The 22,707-nt window shown below is 59.3% G+C and carries 9 protein-coding genes; 3 read left to right on the top strand and 6 right to left on the bottom strand.

Going from position 1 to position 22,707, the window contains the following annotated elements; genetic code table 11:
- Positions 1-123: 123 nt before the first annotated feature.
- From ABIQ96_RS13530 to ABIQ96_RS13505, 6 genes are all read right to left on the bottom strand, one after another.
- The gene (locus ABIQ96_RS13530; protein WP_348215134.1) at positions 124-543 is read right to left on the bottom strand and encodes a hypothetical protein; all 420 of its coding nucleotides are present in this window, start codon (positions 541-543) and stop codon (positions 124-126) included.
- A 47-nt stretch (positions 544-590) separates the two neighbouring features.
- Positions 591-1,949: a lipopolysaccharide biosynthesis protein gene (locus ABIQ96_RS13525; RefSeq protein WP_348215133.1), complete on the bottom strand. Its 1,359-nt coding sequence runs from the start codon at positions 1,947-1,949 to the stop codon at positions 591-593.
- A 20-nt stretch (positions 1,950-1,969) separates the two neighbouring features.
- A complete protein-coding gene (locus ABIQ96_RS13520) occupies positions 1,970-3,481 on the bottom strand; it encodes a sugar transferase (RefSeq protein ID WP_348215132.1) in 1,512 nt (503 codons plus the stop codon).
- Positions 3,482-3,583: 102 nt separating this feature from the next.
- The gene (locus ABIQ96_RS13515; protein ID WP_348215131.1) at positions 3,584-5,800 is read right to left on the bottom strand and encodes a polysaccharide biosynthesis tyrosine autokinase; all 2,217 of its coding nucleotides are present in this window, start codon (positions 5,798-5,800) and stop codon (positions 3,584-3,586) included.
- Positions 5,801-5,824: 24 nt separating this feature from the next.
- Positions 5,825-6,394: a polysaccharide biosynthesis/export family protein gene (locus ABIQ96_RS13510; protein WP_348215130.1), complete on the bottom strand. Its 570-nt coding sequence runs from the start codon at positions 6,392-6,394 to the stop codon at positions 5,825-5,827.
- Positions 6,395-6,409: 15 nt separating this feature from the next.
- Entirely contained in the window at positions 6,410-7,603 is a 1,194-nt protein-coding gene (locus ABIQ96_RS13505) for a hypothetical protein (RefSeq protein WP_348215129.1), read from the bottom strand.
- Between the two features lie 275 nt (positions 7,604-7,878).
- Between ABIQ96_RS13505 and ABIQ96_RS13500 the strand changes: the two genes are divergently transcribed.
- From ABIQ96_RS13500 to ABIQ96_RS13490, 3 genes are read left to right on the top strand one after another with little or no spacing between them, the layout of a single operon-like run.
- Positions 7,879-9,711, top strand: a complete 1,833-nt coding sequence (locus tag ABIQ96_RS13500) for a non-ribosomal peptide synthetase (protein WP_348215128.1) — start codon at positions 7,879-7,881, stop codon at positions 9,709-9,711.
- Positions 9,708-18,662, top strand: coding sequence for an amino acid adenylation domain-containing protein (locus ABIQ96_RS13495; protein ID WP_348215127.1), 8,955 nt, complete (start codon positions 9,708-9,710; stop codon positions 18,660-18,662). The genes ABIQ96_RS13500 and ABIQ96_RS13495 overlap by 4 nt, the downstream gene beginning before the upstream one ends.
- A 4-nt stretch (positions 18,663-18,666) precedes the next feature.
- Complete coding sequence (locus ABIQ96_RS13490; RefSeq protein WP_348215126.1) at positions 18,667-22,695, top strand: amino acid adenylation domain-containing protein; 4,029 nt, start codon at positions 18,667-18,669, stop codon at positions 22,693-22,695.
- Positions 22,696-22,707: the final 12 nt, after the last annotated feature.

Below are 22,707 nucleotides of genomic sequence, written 5' to 3'. Positions count from 1 at the left end.
TCGCTTCAGCCGTTTGATCTTATGGAACAGCAGAAATGCTCGAAGCCTCTGCGCAACGGATCGTCTCCGCCATATCTACACAACGAGACATGAGAGTTCTCCGGTCTTCTTGTTCGGTTCGAATTATGATTCGTTGTGTCTCTCAATGAAGTCGACCAAATCACGCTTGTTTTTGACTTGGCCTTCAGGAATCTGGACCTCGCAGCAGAAATAGCTTCCGTAGATGTATTTCCGAGTTCCATCGCTAAAATCAAATCTGACACACCCGGGACCTGTGATATGGTGGGAAATGAACCAAAACTTCACGTTTTCCCCATCAGGCAGCATGACCAGCCCGGTTTGGATGTGATCGGGAATTAATGTCGAGCGGATCAAGTTCGGATAGGTGAGCCGAAGCTTCAGAGCGCTGGGATCATACCTCATCGCCGCCATATCGATCCGAATTCGAGCGCTGAACAGCAGCCAGACTGTGCCAACAGCAATCAAAAAGAACACGAGGATGACGATCTTTTTCATTCTTACAGAACCATCAAGGTAAGGCACGAAGCGAAGTGAATTTCATCCGATCCAACAGCTGGCACTCGCCGGGATCAAGATCCTATCGCCGGTAAAGCATCGTTGCGCTTCTTCAACGCGCCCGCGACCCGTTTCGGAAGAAAGGTTCCTGTTAGAGACAGGATCACAACGCCCATCGTGGCGAACAACGCCGGGATCCCGCTGTAGTGAAGGGCCAGGGCCCCGAGGATGGCGACACTGGCGGACTCGATGAGCTGGATGCGTAGCAATTTCCCGACCTGGCCGGTGCCGATCATCATGGCGTGATTCAAATGACGCCAGACGTGGGCGATGAAATAGAGGCAGTAGCAGGCTAACAAAAGCCGGTCGATGCTGGAGAAATCCTTGCCCAGCCAAAACGGCAGCACCCACGGGCCGACAAGGGTCAAACCGATCGCGGAGCAAACCGCGAAACCGCCGCCGAAGAGATAGAGCCGCTTCGCCGCCTGGCGCGCCCATGCGTGATCGCCGCGGGAGAGAGCTTCGGCGACGGCAGGCCACGTCGGAGTGCTGAGCATGACCACGAATCCGAGCTGCATGACCGTGAGGGTGATGAAAATCCCGAAGAGACCGACTTCCGCCGGTCCGCCGGTCCGGCCGACCATCCAGCCACAGAAGTTATATTCCACGACACCGGTGACAACGCAGCAGGTGGAAAACGCGATGCCGTCGGAGAACAGGTGTTTGGCCATCGCGGGCCGGACGTATTTCAACGACGGAATGACCAGCGGGTGCTTCCGCCACAGAGCGACCGTGTTGCAGACTTTCGCGAGAAGCATCGCGCCATTAAAGGCCACGACGAGAAACCAGACTTGCGGAACAAACCGGATGCCGACGCCGACGGTGATGGCGGCCATGAGATTTCCAACAGCTCCCCAGAGGTTGTTGGAGGCGACTTCGAGATGCCCCTCGCGCATGCGCTCGGTGAGATTGACGAGGAAAAGCATCACGAAAATACCGAGCCCCGTCCAAAGCGCTGGACGCAGGGCGGCTTCCCTGCCGATGAATTCGGAACCAAACAGGGTCGGCAGCGGGACGGTCAACAATACCGTGCCGAGGATCAGCCCCGCGAGCGCGGAAATGCCGGCCACCAGGAAAAACGCAGTGGAGCCGAGTTCGCGCTGCCTCGTTTCATCGCCGTTGGAAATCGCCTGCGACATGCCATGGGTCAGGGCCGGACCGATGCCGACCTCCAACAGGATCATGGTGCTAAGCGTGAGATTGACCGTTGTGAAAATCCCGAACTCGGCGCGCCCAAGGACCCGGATGGCGATCGGGATCGAGAGCAACTGAAGGAGGATCGTGCTGAACTTCGAGACGAAGGAAGTGATCACCGCGAGGCGGATGGATCGGTTCCTGCGCTGGCTCGATTCTTCGGTGAAACTCTCTGGCATGCCTTCGGTTGACGACACGCTTAACATGCGCCACCGCGTTTGTAGAGAGTCATGAGCATGATTTGGAAATCGAGGGCGAAGTTCCAGTTTTCGATGTAATCGAGGTCGAATTTCACGCGCTCGCGCAAGCAGGTATCGCCGCGCAGGCCGTTGACCTGGGCCCAGCCAGTGACGCCGGGTTTGATGTTGTGGCGGACGTTGTAGTGCGGGATTTCCTCCTTGAAGCCTTCGATGAGTTCGGGGCGTTCAGGGCGCGGGCCGACCAGGCTCATGTCGCCCATCAGCACGTTCCAGAACTGCGGGAGTTCGTCGATGTTCCATGCCCGCATGAGTTCGCCGATTTTCAAACGGCGCGGGTCGTCCTTCACCGTCCAGCCGGGAGTGCCGGCGACTTCGGCGTCGAGCTTCATGCTGCGAATTTTGTAGATGAAAAACGGGCGGCCGTTCAGACCGATACGGCGCTGGCGATAGATGACACGGCCGGGCGACTCCACGTAAACGAGAGCGGCGAAGGCCACCATGATCGGAGTGAAAAGGATCATTCCCAAGATGCTGCCGACGATGTCAACGGTGCGCTTCAACGCGTTGTTAAACGCGTGGTGCAGCGGCATTTTACCGATGCCGAGCACCGGCATTCCGTGCAAGCTTTCCAACTGGAGTCCGGAAACAAGGATTTGGAAACAGCTTGGGATGAGTTTGAAATCGATGAATTCACGGCCGCAGGTTTCGGCGAGTTCGAGCATTTGATGACGGTCCAAGGTGCCATCCACGACCATCACCAAATCCGCGCCCGACGAGCGGAGGATCGAGCGCAAACCTTCATAGGAACCCATGACCGGCACTTCTTCAGGAGGCAGAACCTCGAAGGCAAAGCGCGGCGGAGCAACCGCACCGATGACCGAAATCTGGTTGGCACGGCCATTTCCGAAACGTTTCAACGCCCGGTCGCACTCGCCGTTCCAACCGACGATCACGGCCTTCTGGCGGAGAGCGTTGGCGAAAGTATCACGACGCAGGATGCAATAAAGCATCCAGCGCCAGCTCAATAGAGCGATCATCGAAGTCATCGCGCCGACCGCGCAGTACACCCGGCTGATGGCAGGCTCGATTTTGAAAACCAAGGCGATGGCCAGGAAGCTGAAACCCCAGATCACGCACGATTTCACGATGGTGGAGAACGTCTTGCGAATGGCGAGGTAGTTCCGCGGGTCGTGCAGGCGATAGTTCGCCAACAGGAAAATCAGCAGTCCACCGCCTAACAAAACGTGGCCGCAGTAGCCTGACACGCTGATGCCGGAATCGACCACGCCGATTTCGCGCAGCCCGGTTTGGAACCGGATGACGTAGCCCAGCATCAGAGCCAACAAGACCACCGCGGAGTCACCCACGAAGCTGGCGACCACCAGTTTCTGGTGAGCGACCCATGGGCGGTGCCGGTGTCTGAGAGTGTAGGACTCGGGGGGATCAGAAGGAGCTACGGAGGGACGAGCAGGGGAAGACTCGCCCGCTACCAAGCGGGATGTCGCGTTCATGTTTCGGGGGGGTGGGGGGAACCAACTTAACCATCGGGGGGATGGGACTATTTCTATTTCTGCGAAAAAGTGACGGAGATTAGTATGGCCTATGCGAATGCGCTAGGCAAAAGATGGAATGATCTCAAAACCATCGTTCGGGGAAGCAGAGGACACGCCAACTGAGTTGGGACTTGAGAGCCCGGGACGATTCACCGCCACACCGGGGCCGGGTGAGGATGAGCCGACTGATGGATCGGAAGCTTCGTTCCAGATGAATCCGACCAGATTGCCGCCGGCCGAGCGAACGAGTTCCGCCGCGCGCTTGAGTTCGCGGCGATCGCTTCCCCGGTCGCGGACGACCAAACAGGTTCGGTCGGCGTAGCGGGCGATCGCCAGCATGTCGCTCACCGTGAGGACTGGCGAGGAATCGATCACCACGCGGTCGAACCAGCGGTAGGCGTCTTCAAGCAAGGACGGAAACCGGGTGCCGGCGAGCAATTCGGAAGCGTCCTTGCGGATCGGACCGGACGACATCATGTAGAGATTCGGCAGGGCCGTGGTAAAACAAGCGTCCGCCGGATCGATTTTCCCGGCAAGATATCCGCCCAGGCCTGAATCATCGGAAGCTCCGGCGAGGTGTTCGCGGCTGAGACCCGCACGCCGCAGGTCAGCATCCAGCAAAAGCGTCCGGTGACCTTGCATCGCAAGCGAGGTGGCGTAGTTGAGGGCGCAAAACGATTTCCCCTCCCCCGCCCTGGCGCTGGCGAAAAGGACGGTGCGGGCGGTGGTGCTGCCCGGTGGCGGAGCAAGAATGGCCCGCAGGCGGCGGAATGCCTCGGCTCCGGCGGACGACGGATCGGATAGAAGGACCATGCCGTCACCGGAATGTTCGACTTGCGGCAGCGTTGCCAACAGCGGAGCACCGGTGGCACGGGCGGCGGCCCCGGCATCGCGCACCTTGCGGTCACCCAATTCGAGGCCGACGAGAAGCATCATGCCACCGAGAAATCCAGCGAACGCACCGACGGCGGCGAAGACGATTTTCTGCGGGCTGTGGGCTCTTTCCGGAGTCAGCGGAGTTCCCTGCCATTGCAGGACCGAGGCGGGGACGGAAGCCATCATGTTGGTTTCGCGAAGCCGGAGCGACACCGAATCATGGAGCGTGCGCTCGGCCTCGGCATCGCGGGTCATGCCGCGGAATTGCTCGCGGATGCCTTCGACATCGACGGCATTGTCACGGGCCGAAGCGACTTCGCTGGAGAGCTTGAGTTCGTTGTCCTTCGCCACGCGGTAATGCTGTTCGAGCGCCTGGCCCGTCGTCCTAACGGTATCCGCGAGGTTCGCTTTCATGAGCGTGATCTCGTTGGCGATTTCCTTATACACGGGATGCTTGAACATGTAGCGCTCCTTGATGCGCGCGAAGTCCGCCTCTTTCTGTTGGATCGCGCGCACTTGGGCGAGCACTTCGGTGCCACGCTCGGAGCTTTCCAATCCGGCGAGGGCCTCGGGTTTCGAGGGATCAAACTTCGCGTAGGCTTCGAATTCCGATTCGAGTTTGAGACGGGCGGCGGTGGCCTCGGTAAGTTGCGCGTTCAGCGTCGTGAGCGAATCGCGGACGGGGCTGCCGCTTTCCGTGCCTTCCAAGCCCGGCACCGGATGGGCCTTACGGAATTCCTGCAGGCTGCGGGCCGAATTTTCCATGCGTTCGCGGAGACGTTCTTCCTCACGGGCCAGACCTTGGCTCGCTTGAAGATTAATCGCCTGCTGACGCTCGCCGATCCATTTTTCATATTCGCTAACAAGCGATTCGACAAGGCGCTTGGCCCGCGCGGGATCGGTGTCATCCACCTGCACCACGATGATCCGGGTGCCGCGGCTGAGTTCGACTTTCACCCGCTTCTCGAACGTTTGAAGAAGAGTCTCCTCACTGGCACCCTTGGGCGCAAAGGCCGGGTCTTCGGCGAGATTGTTGGCCTTGATCACCCGCATGAGCAGCGTGGTCGCGCTCAAGCCTTGCTCGACGGAACGCATTTGATCGAGATCGCGGGTTTCCTCGGGAGCCACCGCGCGGATGTCGAGGACGACAGGAGCCTGCGTGCTGACGTAAACGGAACCAGTGGCACGATAGGTTTTCGGAAGCTTGTTGGCGACGGCATACAGCGCGATCGCTCCCAGTAACGCCAACACGATCACAATCCAGCCGCGGCGGAGCAGCACGCCTAACAAACGGCTTGGCTCGACCTTTGGCAGGAAATACGTAGGATCCGCATCGGTCGGAGCGGCCAACTGCGAGGAGCGCGAGGCGAGCGAGTGATCTTTCGGGTTGGAGAGAGACATCGGAATAAGTGAAACGATTGAAAGTTAGAACAGGCTTTCCGGGATGGTGATCACGTCGCCATCGCGCAGCGGAACATCCGCCCCATTGCCTTTGGTGATGTCCGAAAGGTTGATGATCTGAACGTTGCCGCCTGAATGCTTGAGAGTGATTTTCTTGCCGTTGGCGATGCGGGTGACACCGCCGGCCATTCCGATGGCTTCGACCAAGGTCAACTGCCGGTGTGCGGGGAGTTCGAAAACGCCGGGACGTTGGGCTTGTCCGAGCACGGTCACCGTTTTACGGATTCGCGCCTCGATGGAAACGCTGACTTCCGGTTTCACCAGATAGCCATCCGCCAGCTTGCGGGTGATCGAGGCCGCGGCTTGGTCCGTCGTGAGACCCTCGATGCGGACGGAGCCGATCAACGGCATGGAAATCGTGCCGTCCGCCGAAAGCTGGCCGCGCGTCGTAAGATCATCCTCACGGAAAACACGGATTTCCACGTTGTCCATGCGGCCGATCACACCGGACGAGCGCTCGCCTTGGGCAATCGTCAAGCCGGGCAGCAGGCTTCCAAGGAAGGCCATCATTATTGCCAGTAATTTAAAATTCATGATTCTGAGAGGAGTTTAAAATTTATAGGTAAGCTCGATTCCGGCCAATTGTTGACGGTAACCAAACTCCCTGGCTGTCGAACTGTCATTTGAAATCCGGTAAAAAAACGAAACATCCACCGCGTCGGTGAGCTTGTATTCCAACGCAGGCCGCACGAACCAGATCGCATCCTTACGGCCGCTCGCTCCGGAACCGGAAACCCGGCTGTATGCCACTTTCTCGCGTCCGGCTTCAAGACGAGCGGTCCAGTTTCCACCCAGGCGTTGGGAAATTCCGGCGGTCGCGCCCAGCACGCTGTAGTCCTGCCCGGCGTAGAAGGCCGATGCCTCCTGACGTTGATATCCCGCGAGAAATAGATTCGTTCCCTGCCGCGGAGTCCAATCGATCCGGCTTTCCAACACGGGGTTCACCTCGGAGCCGTCCTTCGCGTCGCGATGTTCCGCTCCGGCTTGCAGCGCGATCTTGATCTTCTCGCGAGGCTGCCAGGCGAAATTTACGGTGACCTGCTGGAGGGTTTGATCGCTGCCTCCATCGACAACCAAGCGGCCGACCTGATAGGCCATGCCCACCTCCGTCTTCGGTGAATAAGCGTAGCGCACTCCGAGTCTGCCGTAAGCCTCGTGTGAATCATACAGCGTTGGATCGGCATAGTCCGATTTGCTGTTACCAGCCGCCAGTTCGACCGTGATCTTCTCGCGCGGCATCCACGCGGCGATGACCTCGTTTTCAAATTCGATGCGATCGGTTTGCTGTCCGGTATCCGCCGTGGCGTCACCCAGCTTCCGCGCGGCACCGACATAGGTGACGCTCGATGTTTTTCCGCGCCAACCGGCTGTGAGGGCGGCCTGTTGATCGATCCTGTTATCAGAACCGTGCTCCGCGTAGATCACTCCTGTCGGCTGATAGGCAAACTTGATGAAACCGCCTTCGCCTTCTTTGGCATCGCCCTGCGTGTAGGAAACAGCTGGGCCGATGCGTGTCACGCTGTCCGGAGTCGGATCCTTCTTACTCAGAAAAATGTTACTGTCGTAGGCCGTGGAAATCACCGCGCCCAATTCCAAACCTCCCCTATGTTCCACTTCTTGAGAAATAACAGGAACGTCCACCACGTCCGTCTCCACACGATCATCGACGATCGGAGAGTAGTTCTGGCCTCGAACAGAACTGACAAAGCAGGCCGACAGGCAGGCGATTGTCAAACGAACCATCGAAGGTGGACATGAAGTGTTGGCTATCATTGCGGGGGGAGCAACGCGCAACTCTTCGCTTGTCCGGCGTGCGCTGACAAGGCTTTTCACATATCCGATCTATACGTGATCACGTAATACAAAGACACGTGTTCTATGTTAGCAATTGAGGGTCACGACATCCCGGAGGTGAATATTTAATATAAGTTAATTAAAAACCTCACCGTCATTTCCCTATTTCCAAGTTCAGCCAATTCCACAAACCTACCCCCATCCCCCTTGCGATGTCCCCCCCCATGGAACAGCTATCAACTCCAGACTCTTCGTGCCCGCCGGCTCCGCTATGCCGCTGGACGGATAAATTCGAGCGGCAGGCGAAACTCAGCCCTTCGAGAACCGCGGTGATCAGCGGAAACGAATCGGTGACTTACGCCGAGTTGAGCTCACGCTCCAACCAAATCGCCAATCTCCTTCGTTCCCAGGGAATCGGACGCGGAAATTTCGTCGGCCTAGGACTCCACCGCTCGCTTGAGCTTCCCGCAGCACTGCTCGGCATCTTGAAATCCGGCGCTGCCTATGTACCGCTCGATCCCGGTTATCCGGCAGCACGGATCGAACAAATGATCTCCTCGGCGGATTTGAAATACGTCGTCACTAACAGCGATCTTGCCACTCAATTTCCCAACGTCAGGACGATCTGCATGGATGACGAAGCCGTCTCCTCCGCATCGACTGACGGACTGGATCAGGGAATGGAAAAAGACGATTTGATTTATGCGATCTTCACTTCCGGTTCCACCGGCCAACCCAAAGCCGCATCGGTCTATCACCGCGGTTTTGAAAACCTCCTGCGCTGGTATTCCATCGAGCTCGACATGGGACCCAGCGATCGCACGCTGATCATCAGTTCACCCAGCTTCGATCTCACCCAGAAGAATTTCTTCGCGCCTCTGATCACCGGCGGCACCCTGATCCTCGACGACTGCCAGACCTACGACATCTCGCGGATTTCCGCGCTGATTCGCGAGCTGGGTGTGACATTGATCAACTGCACGCCTAGCGCGTTCTATCCGCTAGTTGATGCCGCCGCGAACGAAGACTACATCGCACTTGCATCGCTCCGCTTCGCCGTCCTCGGCGGAGAGCCGATTTCCATCAGCCGCCTGAGACCTTGGCTTGAGCATCCGAACTGCCGTGCGGAAGTGATGAATTCCTACGGTCCCACCGAGTGCACCGATATCTGCGCATTCCACCGTCTTCATCGCGGCAATCTCGACGATCATCCTTTCGTCCCGCTCGGTCGTGAAATTCCGAATGTCCAGGTCAGCATCGTCGATGAGGCGATGGTTCCATTGCCCGACGGCGAAATCGGCGAGCTCTGCATTTCCGGAGCTGGCATCGGCGGAGGTTATTTGAATGACGCCGCGCGCACCGCCGAGGCATTCACCGGTTCCATCTACCGCACCGGCGACCTCGCGAAGCGACTGCCATCGGGTATCTTGGAATTTCGTGGCCGCGCCGACCACCAGGTCAAAGTGAACGGTTTCCGCATCGAGCTCGGTGAAATTGAAATCGCCTTGAACCATCATCAGGAAGTCCGCGAAGCCGTGGTGATCGCAAGCAACAACCGGCTGATCGCCTACGTCCACGGAACCGCGGAAACCGCCGATCTCCACCGGTTTCTCATCGCCCGCCTCCCGAGCTACATGATTCCAGGTGAAATCTATTTCCTCGAAAATTTCCCACTTACTCCTAATGGCAAGGTGGACCGCCTCGCCCTCGCCGCCACTCTGAAAACAGGCACCACGGGCATCGAATCCGGCGCATCCACAGAATCCAAAGTCCTCGCGCTGTGGTCGGAAATTCTCGATCGCCCGGTCGATGACGCCACCGCGAATTTCTTCGACCTCGGCGGAAACTCCATCCACCTGGCCATCATCCACATTCGCTTGATGGAAATGATCGGCCGGAAATTCCCCATCACCGAGCTATTTGCCCTCCCCAGCGCGCGATCCATTGCGGATTTTCTCTCTCCAAAAGGCGCAAACACTGCTACCGCTAGTGCCCAAGACCGCGCCCGTCAGGCACAGGCCGGTTTTTCCAGATTCCGCCGCCCTACCTCCCGATGAACGAAGATCCCCAAGCCCCCGAAGCCATTGCCGTCATCGGCATGGCAGGTCGTTTTCCCGGTGCCCAGAACCCCGATGAATTCTGGCAGAATCTCATTGCGGGGAAAGACGGCATCACCCGTTTCCCGGGCCGCACCGAGGCCGATGGCAGCAAATACGTCGGCGCGCGCAGCATGTTTGACAACCCCGACAAGTTCGACGCTTCGTTCTTCGGCATCTATCCGAAAGAGGCCGAGCTGATGGACCCGCAGCACCGCGTGTTCCTCGAATGCTCGTGGGAAGCGCTTGAGGACGCCGGCTACGATCCGGCACAATTCCCCGGCATGATCGGCGTCTATGCCGGCCTGAGCCTCAACACCTATCTGCTTCACAATCTCGGCAAGGGCGGAGAACTAGCGAAAAACTATCAGGTCGCCGAATACCAGACGATGCTTGGCAACGACAAGGATTTCCTCCCTGTCCGTGTTTCCTACAAGCTGAACCTCCGCGGCCCGAGCATGACCATCCAGTCGGCATGCTCCACCTCACTCGTCGCCATTTGCCAGGCGGCCACCGCGCTTCTCACCTATCAGTGCGACATGGCGCTGACCGGCGGCGTATCCATCAGCTTTCCCCAGCAGCGCGACTACCTCTTCCAGGAAGAAGGCATGGTCTCTCCGGACGGCACCTGCCGTGCCTTCGATTCCGAGGCCGCCGGCACCGTCTTCGGCCACGGCTGCGGGGTGATTCTTCTCAAGCGTCTCAGCGAGGCCATCGCCGACCGCGATCCGATCCTTGGAGTCATCAAAGGTTGGGCGGTGAACAACGACGGATCGGATAAAATCGGCTTCGCCGCTCCAGGACTCAATGCGCAGGCCGATGTCATCACCCTCGCCCAGGCATCCGCCGGAGTCAGCCCTTCGGAAATTTCATACATTGAGGCCCACGGTACCGGCACCCCGCTCGGTGATCCCATCGAAATCGCCGCACTGACCAAGGCCTTCCGCGAAGGCGGGGCCGAAGGAAATGCCTTCTGTTCCATCGGAACCGGCAAGACCCACATCGGCCACCTCGATTGCGCGGCCGGCGTGACCGGGGTCATCAAAACGATCCAACAATTCCGGCACGGAAAAATCCCGGCGCTGCTTCATTTCAAATCGCCCAACCCGCGCATCGATTTCGAAAACAGCCCGTTTTCACCGGTCAGCGAAGACCGCGATTGGCTGCGCGGTGAAACTCCACGCCTCGCGGGAGTCAGCGCATTCGGCGTCGGTGGCACCAACTCTCACGTCGTCATGGAGGAAGCACCGCAACCGCTTTCCACGACACCAGGACGCAAGCAACAAATTCTAACACTATCCGCGAAATCCGCCACGGCCGTCGAAGCGATGGCCCAACGACTTGCCGATCATCTCGAAAGTGAAAATCCTGATCTAGCAGACGTCTCTTACACGCTCGCCACCGGCCGCCGCGCCTTTCCGCATCGCACGAGCATCGTCGCGGCCGATATCACCGAGGCGGTTGCCAAACTCCGCGAACCGATGAAACTCGCGACCGCTCCGACCACCGCGCCGCGCGTCGCTTTCATTTTCCCCGGCCAAGGCGCGCAATACGTCAACATGGGTCGTGAAATCTACGACTCCGAGCCAGTCTTCCGCGCGGCTGTCGATGAATGCGCCACCTTGCTCCGCCCGCTGCTTGGTCACGACATCCGTTCGACTCTCTATCCGTCCGACAACGAAACGGACGCCGCCGAACGCGACATCAACCGCACCGTTTTCACCCAGCCGTGCATCTTCACCATCGAATACGCGCTCGCCAAACTCTGGATGTCCTGGGGCGTCCAGCCATCGTTGCTCATCGGTCACAGCATCGGTGAATACGTCGCCGCCGTGATCGCCGGAACGTTCAAGTTGGAGAACGCGCTCCATCTACTTTCTAACCGCGCACGCTTGATGCAGGATCTTCCCGCCGGTGGCATGCTCGCCATCCGCACCGGCGCCGATCAACTGACGCTTCCTCCGGGTATCGATCTCGCGGCAATCAACAACCCGCAGCTTTGCACGGTATCCGGATCACACGATGCCATTTACGCCTATCAGAAGGCGCTGGAGGCGAAGGAAATCGGCTGCCGTGTTTTGAAAACATCGCATGCATTCCACTCAGCCATGATGGAACCGATCGTCGGGCGTTTCACTGACGACGCTGCGATGACTCCCGCAAATCCACCGAAAATCCCGTGGATCTCCACTTGCACCGCCACGGCCGTTGATGCCGACACGCTCGCCGATCCCGCCTACTGGGCGCGGCAACTCCGCCAGACGGTCAATTTCCACGGAGCCCTCACCACCGCATTCGCTGAAAAGGATCTCGTCATGCTCGAAGTCGGTCCCGGCAGGGCTTTGGCCCCTTTCGCGCTTCAGCACGCGGATCGCGGAACCACTCCCGTGATCTCCACGCTTCCTTCCTCATCCGCCGATCTAGCAGACCTACTCGCCGCTCTTGGCGAGCTTTGGAAAAACGGCGTGCCGTTGGACTGGAGCGCCGTTTTTGAAAATCAGGACCGCGCCCGTCTTCGTCTTCCCACCTATCCGTTCGAACGCCAGAGCTACTGGATCGACAACTCCGCCGACACTGTAGCGGCGGTCTGCGACCGTCGCATTTCAGCTCCAGAACCGACAGTTACCGAATCAATCACCGACGGTCACCCACCGACGCCACAGGTCCCCTCCTCCCCCATGATCATCGACCGTCTTCCCGACATCCTTTCGAAACTCCGCGCTCTCGTCCTGGATCTATCAGGCATCGCCGTGACCGACGACAGCGCCAGCTTCACCGAGCTCGGTTTCGATTCACTTTTCCTCACGCAGGCCAGCCAGGCGGTCCAATCACGCTTCGGCGTCAAAATCACGTTCCGCCAGATGCTCGGCGATCTCTCTTCCGTCGCGGCGCTCGCGAAGCACCTCGATCAGGAAATGCCCGTCAGCGCGCAGGTCTCCGCCCCTGTCGCCGCAGCTTCAGCATCTGTGGTTCCTGCCGCCGGAAATTCCCTCGAGCAACTGATGGCGAACAATCTGCAGTTGATGCAGGCCATGCTCACCGGCCAGCAACCCGCTCCGGTTGCGGCTCCTGCCAACGGACTGACACCGGTCACATGGCCGGCCAACCTCACCCGCAATGCGAATACCAACACGCGCTTCGGTCCTTACAAACCGATCGACAAGGGCGAGAAAGGCGGACTCACCGACATCCAGCAGAAATCGTTGGATCAACTGATTTCGCGCTACATCGCGAAGACCCCATCATCCAAGGCCTATACCGCCGAGCACCGCCCTCACTACGCCGACCCGCGCGCGGTTTCCGGATTCAAATCGCTGTGGAAGGAAATGGTCTATCCGATCGTTTCGCAGCGGACGAAGAACGCGACGCTCTGGGACATCGACAATAATGAGTATGTCGATATCACGATGGGCTTCGGCACCTACTTCTTCGGCCACTCGCCGGACTGGCTGGTCGAGGCGCTTCAGAAGCAGCTTCACACCGGCATGGAAATCGGACCGCAATCACCGATCGCAGGAAAACTGGCAAAGTCGATTTGCGAGCTAACAGGCATGGAGCGGGCCACGTTCTGCAACACCGGCTCCGAAGCCGTGATGGCCGCCATGCGCCTCGCCCGCACCATCACCGGCCGCAACCGCATCGCCTATTTCACCGGCGACTACCACGGCATGTTCGAGGAAGTCCTCGTCCGCGGCGCGTGGGTGGATGGAGTTTACAAGGCCCAGCCAATCGCACCGGGCATCCCGCAGTCATTGGTCGAAAACATGCTTGTCCTCGACTACGCCGACCCCGCCTCTCTGGAAATTCTCAGAACCCACGCCCACGAACTCGCCGCCGTGATGATCGAGCCGGTACAAAGCCGCGCTCCCGGTCTGCAGCCGCGCGAGTTCATGCACGAGGTCCGCGCGATCACCAAGGATGCAGGCACCGCGCTTATTTTCGACGAAGTCGTCACCGGCTTCCGCTGCGCCCCGGGCGGTGCCCAAGCCTATTTCGGCATCGAAGCAGACATGGCCACCTACGGCAAGGTCATCGGCGGCGGCATGCCCATCGGCGTTCTCGCAGGCAAGAAGGAATACATGGACGCGCTCGACGGCGGTGCGTGGAGCTATGGCGACGACAGCTTCCCGGAAGTGGGCGTTACTTTCTTCGCCGGAACTTTCGTTAGACACCCGCTCGCACTCGCCGCCGCATGGCGGGTGGTGGAGCATTTGATGGGTGAAGGCCCTCGTCTTCAAATCGACATGGAAGAGCGCGTGGGACGGCTTTGCCGCACGCTCAACGAACATTTCGAGAAAATCGGCGTGCCGATCCGCCTTCCGCATTTCAGCGCTTACGCCGTCATCGAACATGCGCCGGATCTCAAATACGCGAGCCTGCTGTGGTATTTCCTGCGGGAAAAAGGCGTGCATATCTGGGAAGGCCGCCCGCTGTATTTCACCACCGCCCACACCGACGAGGATCTCGACAAGGTCGTCAAGGCGTTCACCGAATCCGTCAGCGAAATGCAGGCTGCCGGTTTCCTTCCCGCTTCATCGTCGGACCACGAAGCGCCTATCAGTTTCCCGCGTTTCGACAGCGCGCCCACCACCGAAGCCCAGCGCGAGATTTTCCACGCCGTCCAGATGGGCGACGAGGCGAACTGCTCGTTCAATGAATCCAACATCATCCACCTAACTGGAACGCTGGACACCCAGGCGCTCAGGACTGCGCTCAACGACCTTATCGTCCGCCATCCCGCCTTGCGCAGCACCTTCTCCGAGGACGGAAACACCCAGTATTTCCACCCGTCCGCCCGCACCATCGAGCTGATGGAGTATGATTTTTCCAGCATCGCGCTCAACTCTCCATCGGCGCTGCTGCCGCTTTCCCTGATCAAATCCTCGGAAAGCTCGGTTCCATTCAATCTGACCACCGGCCCGCTTGTCCGCCTGCATCTCGTTCGTCTATCAGCGGAACGGCATGAACTGGTCTTCACCGCGCATCACATCGTCTGCGACGGCTGGTCGTTCGGCATGATCCTCTCCGAGTTCGCCACCGCCTACAACGCTCGTAAGGCGGGGCGTTTGCCAAAACTTCCACCCGCGATGTCCTACGCGGAGTACGCCCGGATGGAGGAAGCCAACAAGCTCGATCCGGAAGCCGTCGAATCCGAAAATTTCTGGGTGACCAAATTCTCCAACGAGGCACCCGTATTGGAACTTCCCACCGACCGTCCGCGCCCGCAGCTCAAGACTTATGCTGGAGGGATGGAAGCCATCATCATTAATTCCGAACGTTACGATCGCTTGAAGAAGGCTTCGCCGAAACTCGGCGGCACCTTGTTTGCCACGTTGCTTTCCTCGTTCGCTACGCTGCTTCACCGCCTCACCGGCCAGGATGATCTCGTCATAGGTGTCCCTGCCGCCGGCCAGACCCGCATCGGGTGTGATGAACTGATCGGCCATTGCCTCAATTTCCTTCCACTGCGATTGCAAGCGGACGGCGATCGTCCGTTCCGTGAGTTCGCCGCCGGGGTCAAGGAGCAGGTGCTTGAAGCTTACGACTATCAGAATTATACCTTCGGTTCGTTGTTGCAAAAACTCACGCTGCCGCGCGACACGAGCCGCCTGCCGCTGGTTTCCGTCATGTTCAACATCGACAAGTCCGGCATCGACCAGATCCATCTCGACGGGCTGAAAATGGACGCGGAAACCAATCCGAAACAGTTCGTCAATTTCGACCTCTTCTTCAATCTTGTTCAGACCGACGAGCGTCTGATCGTCGAATGCGAATACAACACCGACCTCCACGACAAGGCGACGATCCATCGATGGCTCAATACCTTCGAGCAAGTAATCGAGAGTGCCATCGCCGACGGTGAAACCACACTCGATGCATTGCCAATACTAGGAGCGGAGGAAAAGTCGCACGTTCTCGACTCATGGAACGCCACATCGCACAACTACCCTCGCGACGCGACGCTCCACAGCCTGGTTTCCTCCACCGCCGCAGGTTTCTCTAGCAAGAACGCCGTTCGCTCCGGCAACGAGGTTCTCACCTACGCCGATCTCGACTCACGTTCCACCGCCCTCGCCGCCCGGCTTCAGGCGGCCGGGGCCAAGCGCGGCGATCTCGTCGGCATCCATCTGGAGCGCTCGTGCTCCATGGTCACCGGCCTGCTGGCCATTCTGAAATGCGGCGCGGCCTATGTTCCGATGGACCCCGCGTTCCCCGCCGAGCGCCTCGGTTTCATGGTTGAGGACGCTCACATGACGGTCATCCTCTCGCAGACGTCGATCCACCGGGAGTTGCCGTCGTCAAACGCCACCGTCGTGCTCGTCGATGAGGTATCGAACGCGCTCAGGACGTTCTCGCCGATCCAGTCGCATCCCGAGGATACCGCCTACGTCATTTTCACCTCCGGCTCCACCGGTCGTCCCAAAGGAGTTAGGATTCCCCACCGCGCGGTAGTTAATTTCCTCGAGTCAATGCGCCGCGAGCCCGGACTAACACCTTCCGACGTCCTGCTTTCGGTCACCACGCTGTCGTTCGATATCTCCGGTTTGGAAATTTTCCTCCCGCTGACGACGGGCGCGGAAACCGTGATCGCGACTCGGGACATGACCCTCGACGGCCAACTCCTCGCCTCCACCATCTCGCGCCAGGGCGTCACCGTGTTGCAGGCAACGCCCGCCACCTGGAGACTTCTGTTGGAAGCCGGTTGGTCAGGAAAATCCGATTTAAAAATCCTCGTCGGCGGAGAGGCGGTGCCACGCGATCTGGTCAACCGTCTTGCACCGCTCTGTAAGGAAATTTGGAACGTTTACGGCCCGACGGAAACCACCATCTGGTCAACCGTTTCACGTCTATCGGCAGGCGAGGGACCGGTGCTCATCGGCCACCCGATCAACAATACACAAGTTTATGTCGTCAACTCGGCATTGCAACCGCAGCCCGTCGGCATCGCCGGGGAGCTGCTGATCGGCGGTGACGGCCTTGCAACCGGCTATCATGAACTCCCGGAACTCACCGCGGATCGCTTCATCGACTCCCCTTTCCGAGCAGGCACGAAACTCTATCGCACCGGCGACCTCGCACGCTGGACACCGGACGGCTCGCTGGAATGCCTCGGCCGGATGGACCATCAGGTCAAGGTCCGAGGCTTCCGCATCGAGCTGGGTGAAATCGAAACTCTGTTGGAAAAGCACCCCGCCGTCGAACAAGCGGTGGCAAGCGTCCGCGATGGCCGCCTCATCGCCTACCTTCGCAACGCATCCGCCGGCTCCAGCGACGGCACCGGCATCTGGCAGGATCAATGGGACCTTCTCTATCAGTCCGCTATCGACCAGACCGGAAGCGAAAAACTGGATCGCCTCGATTCCGTCATCGCCGGATGGGCGGGTGCGGACAACATCGAGGATCAGGTGTCCGAGTGGATCGACACCACCATCGACCGGATCCGGAAATACGACGCGCGCCGTATTTTTGAAATCGGTTGCGGCACCGGACAAATCCTCGCCCGCCTTGCCGCCACCTCGGAATGTTATTGGGCGGCGGATATTTCCAAGGTCGCTATCGAAGCCCTTGAGAAGAATCATCCGCTTCAGCAGGTGAAACTTTTCCATCGGCCTGCCGACGATTTCAGCGGTATTCCCGATGCTCACTTCGACACCGTCATCATCAATTCGGTGGCCCAGTATTTCCCGGATGCCGGTTATCTAAGCCGTGTCCTCGAAGGCGCGGCCCGGATACTGAAGCCCGGCGGCCGCATTTTCCTCGGCGACCTTCAAGGCAACGCCCTGCTTCCAATCCACCATGCGGAAGCGCTTCACGAACGCGCTCCCGCGGGCACCACCGCAGGCCAGCTCCGTGAGAGCGTCGCCAGCCGCGTGGCCCGTGAAACCGAGCTTTCGATCGACCCAGTGTGGTTCAATTTCGTTCCGGATCAAATCCCGGCACTCACCCACATCGAGACACTTCTTCGCCGTGGCAAGATATCTAACGAGACCACCCGTTTTCACTATGATGTGGTGCTTCACAAGCAGCCCGCCCCCGGGACTTTCGCAGTTCCGGAGCCGATGGAATGGCGGAATCTCAACTTCGAACAACTCGAGGCGATCCTTCACGGTGCCAATGCGACCATTCACCTAACCGGAATCCCGGACGCACGTCTGATCCCGGCGATTGCATTTCACCGGGCTCTTCAGGCGGCACCCGCCGACGCGCCGATGCCCGGCGTGCCTATGGCCCCGACCAATTCGGTTTCTGCCGAAACCTTGTTCCAACTGGCCGACCAGGCGGGACTCAAAGCCCACGTCCGCTGGCAGGGTGATGGCACGGATGGTCTGCTAGACGCCGTCTTCGTCTTCGCAAACCACGACGCCCTGCCCGATTGGAAATTCAAAACCACGCTCCATCCGCAATCGTCATTTGCCAACAGTCCACACGCCGCGGCTCCGTCAACCGGTGACATCACACCCGCGTTGCGCCGACACCTTGCCGCCCATTTGCCGGATTACATGATTCCGTCGGCATTCGTCATGCTGGATAATTTCCCGCTGACACCCAATGGCAAGGTGGATCGCAAGTCGCTGCCATCACCCTCCGAGGTGGAAATACAGTCCGCACCGCGCCTCATCGTTAAAGCGACGAACGAGACTGAAGTGAAACTGCTTGAGATTTGGAAGCAGGTGCTCGGCAAAGACGACATCGGTATCGAAGACGATATTTTCGAACTCGGTGGAGACTCGATCCTGATTTTTCAAATCACCACCCGCTCCACCCGTGCCGGACTCACCGTGACACCGGCGCAGGTGTTCCGGCTCCGCACCGTGACTGCAATCGCCGCCGCTTCCTCCGCAGCGCCGGAAAAACCGATGGAAGCCGCAATTCAACCTGTCAACCGGGATGCCTATCGCCGTAAACTCTAATCCGATGAGCGAACCACACGCCCCGTCCGATTCCCCTGCCCCTCACCCGGCTGGCGATGGCGACGTGAACATCCTGGCGTTTCCCGCGTCACCGGCTCAGGAAGCGTTTTTCTATCTGGAGAAACTTTTCCCCAGCCATCCGGCGTTCAACGTGCCCGTGCGCTTCGAATTGAAGGGCGTGCTGGACCGCGGACTGCTGAAATCCGCGTTCGATGCCTTGGCGGAGCGGCACGAAGGATTGCGCACCCGTTTCGTGGAAGAGGACGGGAAGCTGCTCCAGGTCATCGCTTCGGAAACCACCTTCCCACTGCCCTGCACGGACATTTCCCATCTCGCGGGATCCGAGTTGGAAGCGGAGCTCAACCGGCTTGGCTCGGAAGAGGCGCGGACAGCTTTCGACATGTCGAAGGATCCGTTGTTCCGGGCGAGCCTTATCCTAACAGCACCTGACCGCCATATCCTCCAGATCACCATCCACCATTCCGTCGCCGACGGCTGGTCGATCGGGATCATGACCGACGAGCTGGCGGAATTTTACAACGCCTCTTTGGAAAACCGGGAACCCCGGGTCGAACCGTTGGCAATCCAGTATGCCGACTTCACCATCTGGCAGCGGGAGTTTCTCGAGAGCCCCGAGCTCAACCAACATCTCGAACATTGGAAGAAGAAGCTGCAGGGATACACCGAGCTGGAACTTCCGACGGATCGCCCGCGCCCGCCGTTGAAATCGTGGGATGGCGATATCGTTTCGCTCATTCTGCGTCCTTCTATCAGCGAAAAAGTCGCCCGCATTTCACGAGACAAGGGCGCGACGATGTTCCACGTTTTCCTCGCCGCGTTCAAAGCCGTCGCAAGCCGCTACACCGGACTCGAGGACATCGCCGTCGGATCTCCGGTGGCCGGCCGGACCCGTGCCGAGCTGGAGCCGATCATCGGCACTTTCATCAACAGTGTCATCCTGCGCACGGATCTATCAGGCGACCCTTCGTTCGGCGAATTGGTGGGGCGTGTGCGCGACAACGTGACGGATGCCATCGCCCATCAGGATCTTCCTTTCGAGCAGCTTGTCAAAGCGCTGCAACCCCGCCGGGATCCGGGCCGCAATCCGCTTTTCCAAATCAATTTCACCCACCAGCGGGATTTCGTGAAGCCTGTGTCGTTCGGCGGCGCGCACTTGACGGCGATTCCGTCGCGTTCACCCGGAGCCATCTTCGACCTGCACTTTTTCATGGTCGAACGGGCCGACGGCTGGCGTGCCTCCTGCGATTTCGCCCGCGATCTTTTTGATCGTTCGACGGCAGAGCGACTGCTGCGGCATTTCGAAACATTCCTCGATGCCGCCGCAGGAGAGCCCGATGTCCCGCTCTCCCAACTGCCGATCCTTACCAGCGCGGAGAAGATCGAACTAACGAAGTGGTCGGGCGCGAAGATCCTCTATCCATCCGACCGCTCGCTTGGCGAGTTGTTCCTCGACCAAGCTGCCCGCCAGCCGGCGCGGATCGCCCTGACCCACGCCAAGCGCGATATTTCCTATCAGCTTCTCGCCGCCTCGGCTCTCGGTTTGCGCAGCCGATTGATTCAGTCAGGCGTGAAGCCCGGCAGCCGCGTGGCGTTGTGCGCTCCTTCGGTTCCCGAAATGATTTCCGCGCAGATCGCCATCCTGCTGGCAGGCGCTTCGTGCGTGCCGCTTGATCCCGACTATCCGGCAGATCGCCTTAAGTTCATGCTGGAGGATTCGGCTTCCACGGTCATTCTCACCACCTCAGCTCTTTCGCAGAAACTGCCGGACAGTATCGGAAAAATTCTGCTAACACCTCTGGCGGAATCCCTGGTCACGCCTGCGTTGGCGGAGGTCAATGTCCCCGCGGATTCGGTTTCCCACGTTTTCTACACCAGCGGATCCACCGGCACTCCCAAAGGCGTGATGGTGGGCCACCGAGGAATTTCCCGCCTCGTGCTCGGCGGCGGGTTCATGGACTTCAAACAGGAGGACTCGTTTCTCCAGACGGCCCCCATCTCGTTCGACGCCGCGACTTTGGAAATCTGGATGCCACTTCTGCACGGCGGACGCATCGTCCTCACCGGCGAAAGCGGACCATCTCTTCCCGCCATCGCCCGTGCGATCCGGGAACAGGGCGTGACATGTCTCTGGCTAACAGCCGGGCTTTTTCAAACGATGGTGGACGAGCACCTCACCGATCTCAAAGGCCTCCGCTACCTGCTTGCCGGCGGCGACGTCCTTTCACCGGATCATGTCCGCCGCGCCTTCGAAGCGCTTTCGAATACCACGCTCATCAACGGCTACGGCCCCACCGAAAACACCACTTTCACCTGTTGCCACACGATTACCCGCTCCGATCTCGACCGTTCCTCCATCCCTATCGGCCGACCTGTTGGAAACACGACGGTCCACGTTCTCGACGCCCGCATGCGTCCAGTGCCTATCGGAATCCCTGGAGAACTGTTCACCGGAGGCGACGGTCTCGCGCTCGGCTATCTCGGAAATGACGAGCTAACTGCCTCAAAATTTCCCATTCATCCCGAGCTCGGCCGGCTCTATCGAACCGGAGACCTCTGCCGCTGGTTGCCCGACGGCTCGATTGAATTCCTCGGCCGCAGCGACACGCAGGTGAAAATCCGCGGGTTCCGCATCGAGCCCGGCGAAATTGAAGCCCGGCTTGCCAGCCACCCGGGAGTCAAGCAGGCGAAAGTTGCCGTCCGCGGCAATTCCGCCGAGTCCAAACGTATCGAGGCGTGGGTCGTCCCTGCCGAAGGTACCTCTCCCGATCCGGCAGAACTATCAGATTATCTCACCCAATTTTTGCCCGGCTACATGCGCCCGGATGGCATTGCGATCATCGATGTCCTCCCGCTTTCGGCCAATGGCAAGGTCGATGTCTCCGGTTTGCCGGATCCTTCGCGTCCTTCGGAATCCCGGCAAAAGACCGGCGGTGAAGCGCCTGTCGGCAAGACCGAGCAGCGCCTCGCCGTGATGTGGAGTGATCTGTTGGAAGTTCCGCAAGTTCATCGCGACGACGATTTCTTCGCGCTCGGCGGGCATTCGCTGATGGCGTTGAGATTGTTCTCCAGAATCAACCGGGAGTTCAACTTGACACTTCCGCTCGCCGCGCTTCTCAGCCATCCGACCCTTCGCGAACTAGCCACATTGGTCGGCCCGGCGGAGGAACCCGAGATTGCTCCGAAACCTGCTTCCCCGACGAAAGGCCATTTTGTCACCCTTTCCAGAGGCACGAACGCCACGCCTTTGTTCTGCATTCATGGCGGCGACGGCGGAGTCTTGTTTTACCGCAGTCTCGCCGCGTTGATGCCGGCGGATCTGCCGTTTCACGCGATCGAGTCCTTGGAACTCGGAAGCAGCGGAAAAATCGAATCCTCCAGTATCGAAGAAACCGCCACGGCCTATCTCCACATCCTTCTGGAGAGCCAGTCCCAAGGTCCGTTCCGGCTTGCCGGATACTCGTTTGGCGGTGTCGTCGCGCATGAAATGGCATGCCAGTTAGAAAGACTCGGACATAAGGTTGAGTTTCTGGGACTGTTCGACACCCACAATCCTACTGCATCGGCACGCAGCTACAGCATGCCGGAGCGGCTCCGTGTTTTCTGGCAACAGAACTCCGAAATCCCTTTCTGGAGCAGGATCAAACGGGTTCGCCAGCGGTTCGGCGAAGGAGTCAGGACCAACCGCCGGATCAAGACGGAACTCAAGGCAGCGAGGTCGTCCGGCCCCGCCGAGCCCTACAGCGATCTTCGCCGGGTACAGGTCCGGGAGGAAAACTGGCGTGCGATGCAGGCCTATCGGCCGGGTGCATTCAAAGGTCGCATCACGCTTTTCAAGACATCCACGATCAGTGACAAAGTGGAACGTCCCGCGGACTACGGTTGGGGTCCATTGGCAACGGGCGGTCTTGATATCGCGTCCGTATCCGGCGAGCATCTTACATTGTTCGAGCCCGAGAACATCAGCAGTCTTGGAGAAGCCCTCGTGTCCGCACTGGCCCAATCCCGGAGCTAACGGTTTCAATCC

It is taken from the genome of Luteolibacter sp. (genome assembly GCF_039920825.1).
Classification (GTDB): domain Bacteria; phylum Verrucomicrobiota; class Verrucomicrobiia; order Verrucomicrobiales; family Akkermansiaceae; genus Luteolibacter.
This window is presented reverse-complemented; position numbering and strand designations above follow the sequence as displayed.

Excerpts from the sequence above, each read along its gene's own strand:
- ABIQ96_RS13525 (WP_348215133.1), bottom strand. The coding sequence starts at position 1,949 with ATGCCAGAGAGTTTCACCGAAGAATCGAGCCAGCGCAGGAACCGATCC.
- ABIQ96_RS13520 (WP_348215132.1), bottom strand. The coding sequence starts at position 3,481 with ATGAACGCGACATCCCGCTTGGTAGCGGGCGAGTCTTCCCCTGCTCGT.
- ABIQ96_RS13515 (WP_348215131.1), bottom strand. The coding sequence starts at position 5,800 with ATGTCTCTCTCCAACCCGAAAGATCACTCGCTCGCCTCGCGCTCCTCG.
- ABIQ96_RS13510 (WP_348215130.1), bottom strand. The coding sequence starts at position 6,394 with ATGAATTTTAAATTACTGGCAATAATGATGGCCTTCCTTGGAAGCCTG.
- ABIQ96_RS13505 (WP_348215129.1), bottom strand. The coding sequence starts at position 7,603 with ATGGTTCGTTTGACAATCGCCTGCCTGTCGGCCTGCTTTGTCAGTTCT.
- ABIQ96_RS13500 (WP_348215128.1), top strand. The coding sequence starts at position 7,879 with ATGGAACAGCTATCAACTCCAGACTCTTCGTGCCCGCCGGCTCCGCTA.
- ABIQ96_RS13495 (WP_348215127.1), top strand. The coding sequence starts at position 9,708 with ATGAACGAAGATCCCCAAGCCCCCGAAGCCATTGCCGTCATCGGCATG.
- ABIQ96_RS13490 (WP_348215126.1), top strand. The coding sequence starts at position 18,667 with ATGAGCGAACCACACGCCCCGTCCGATTCCCCTGCCCCTCACCCGGCT.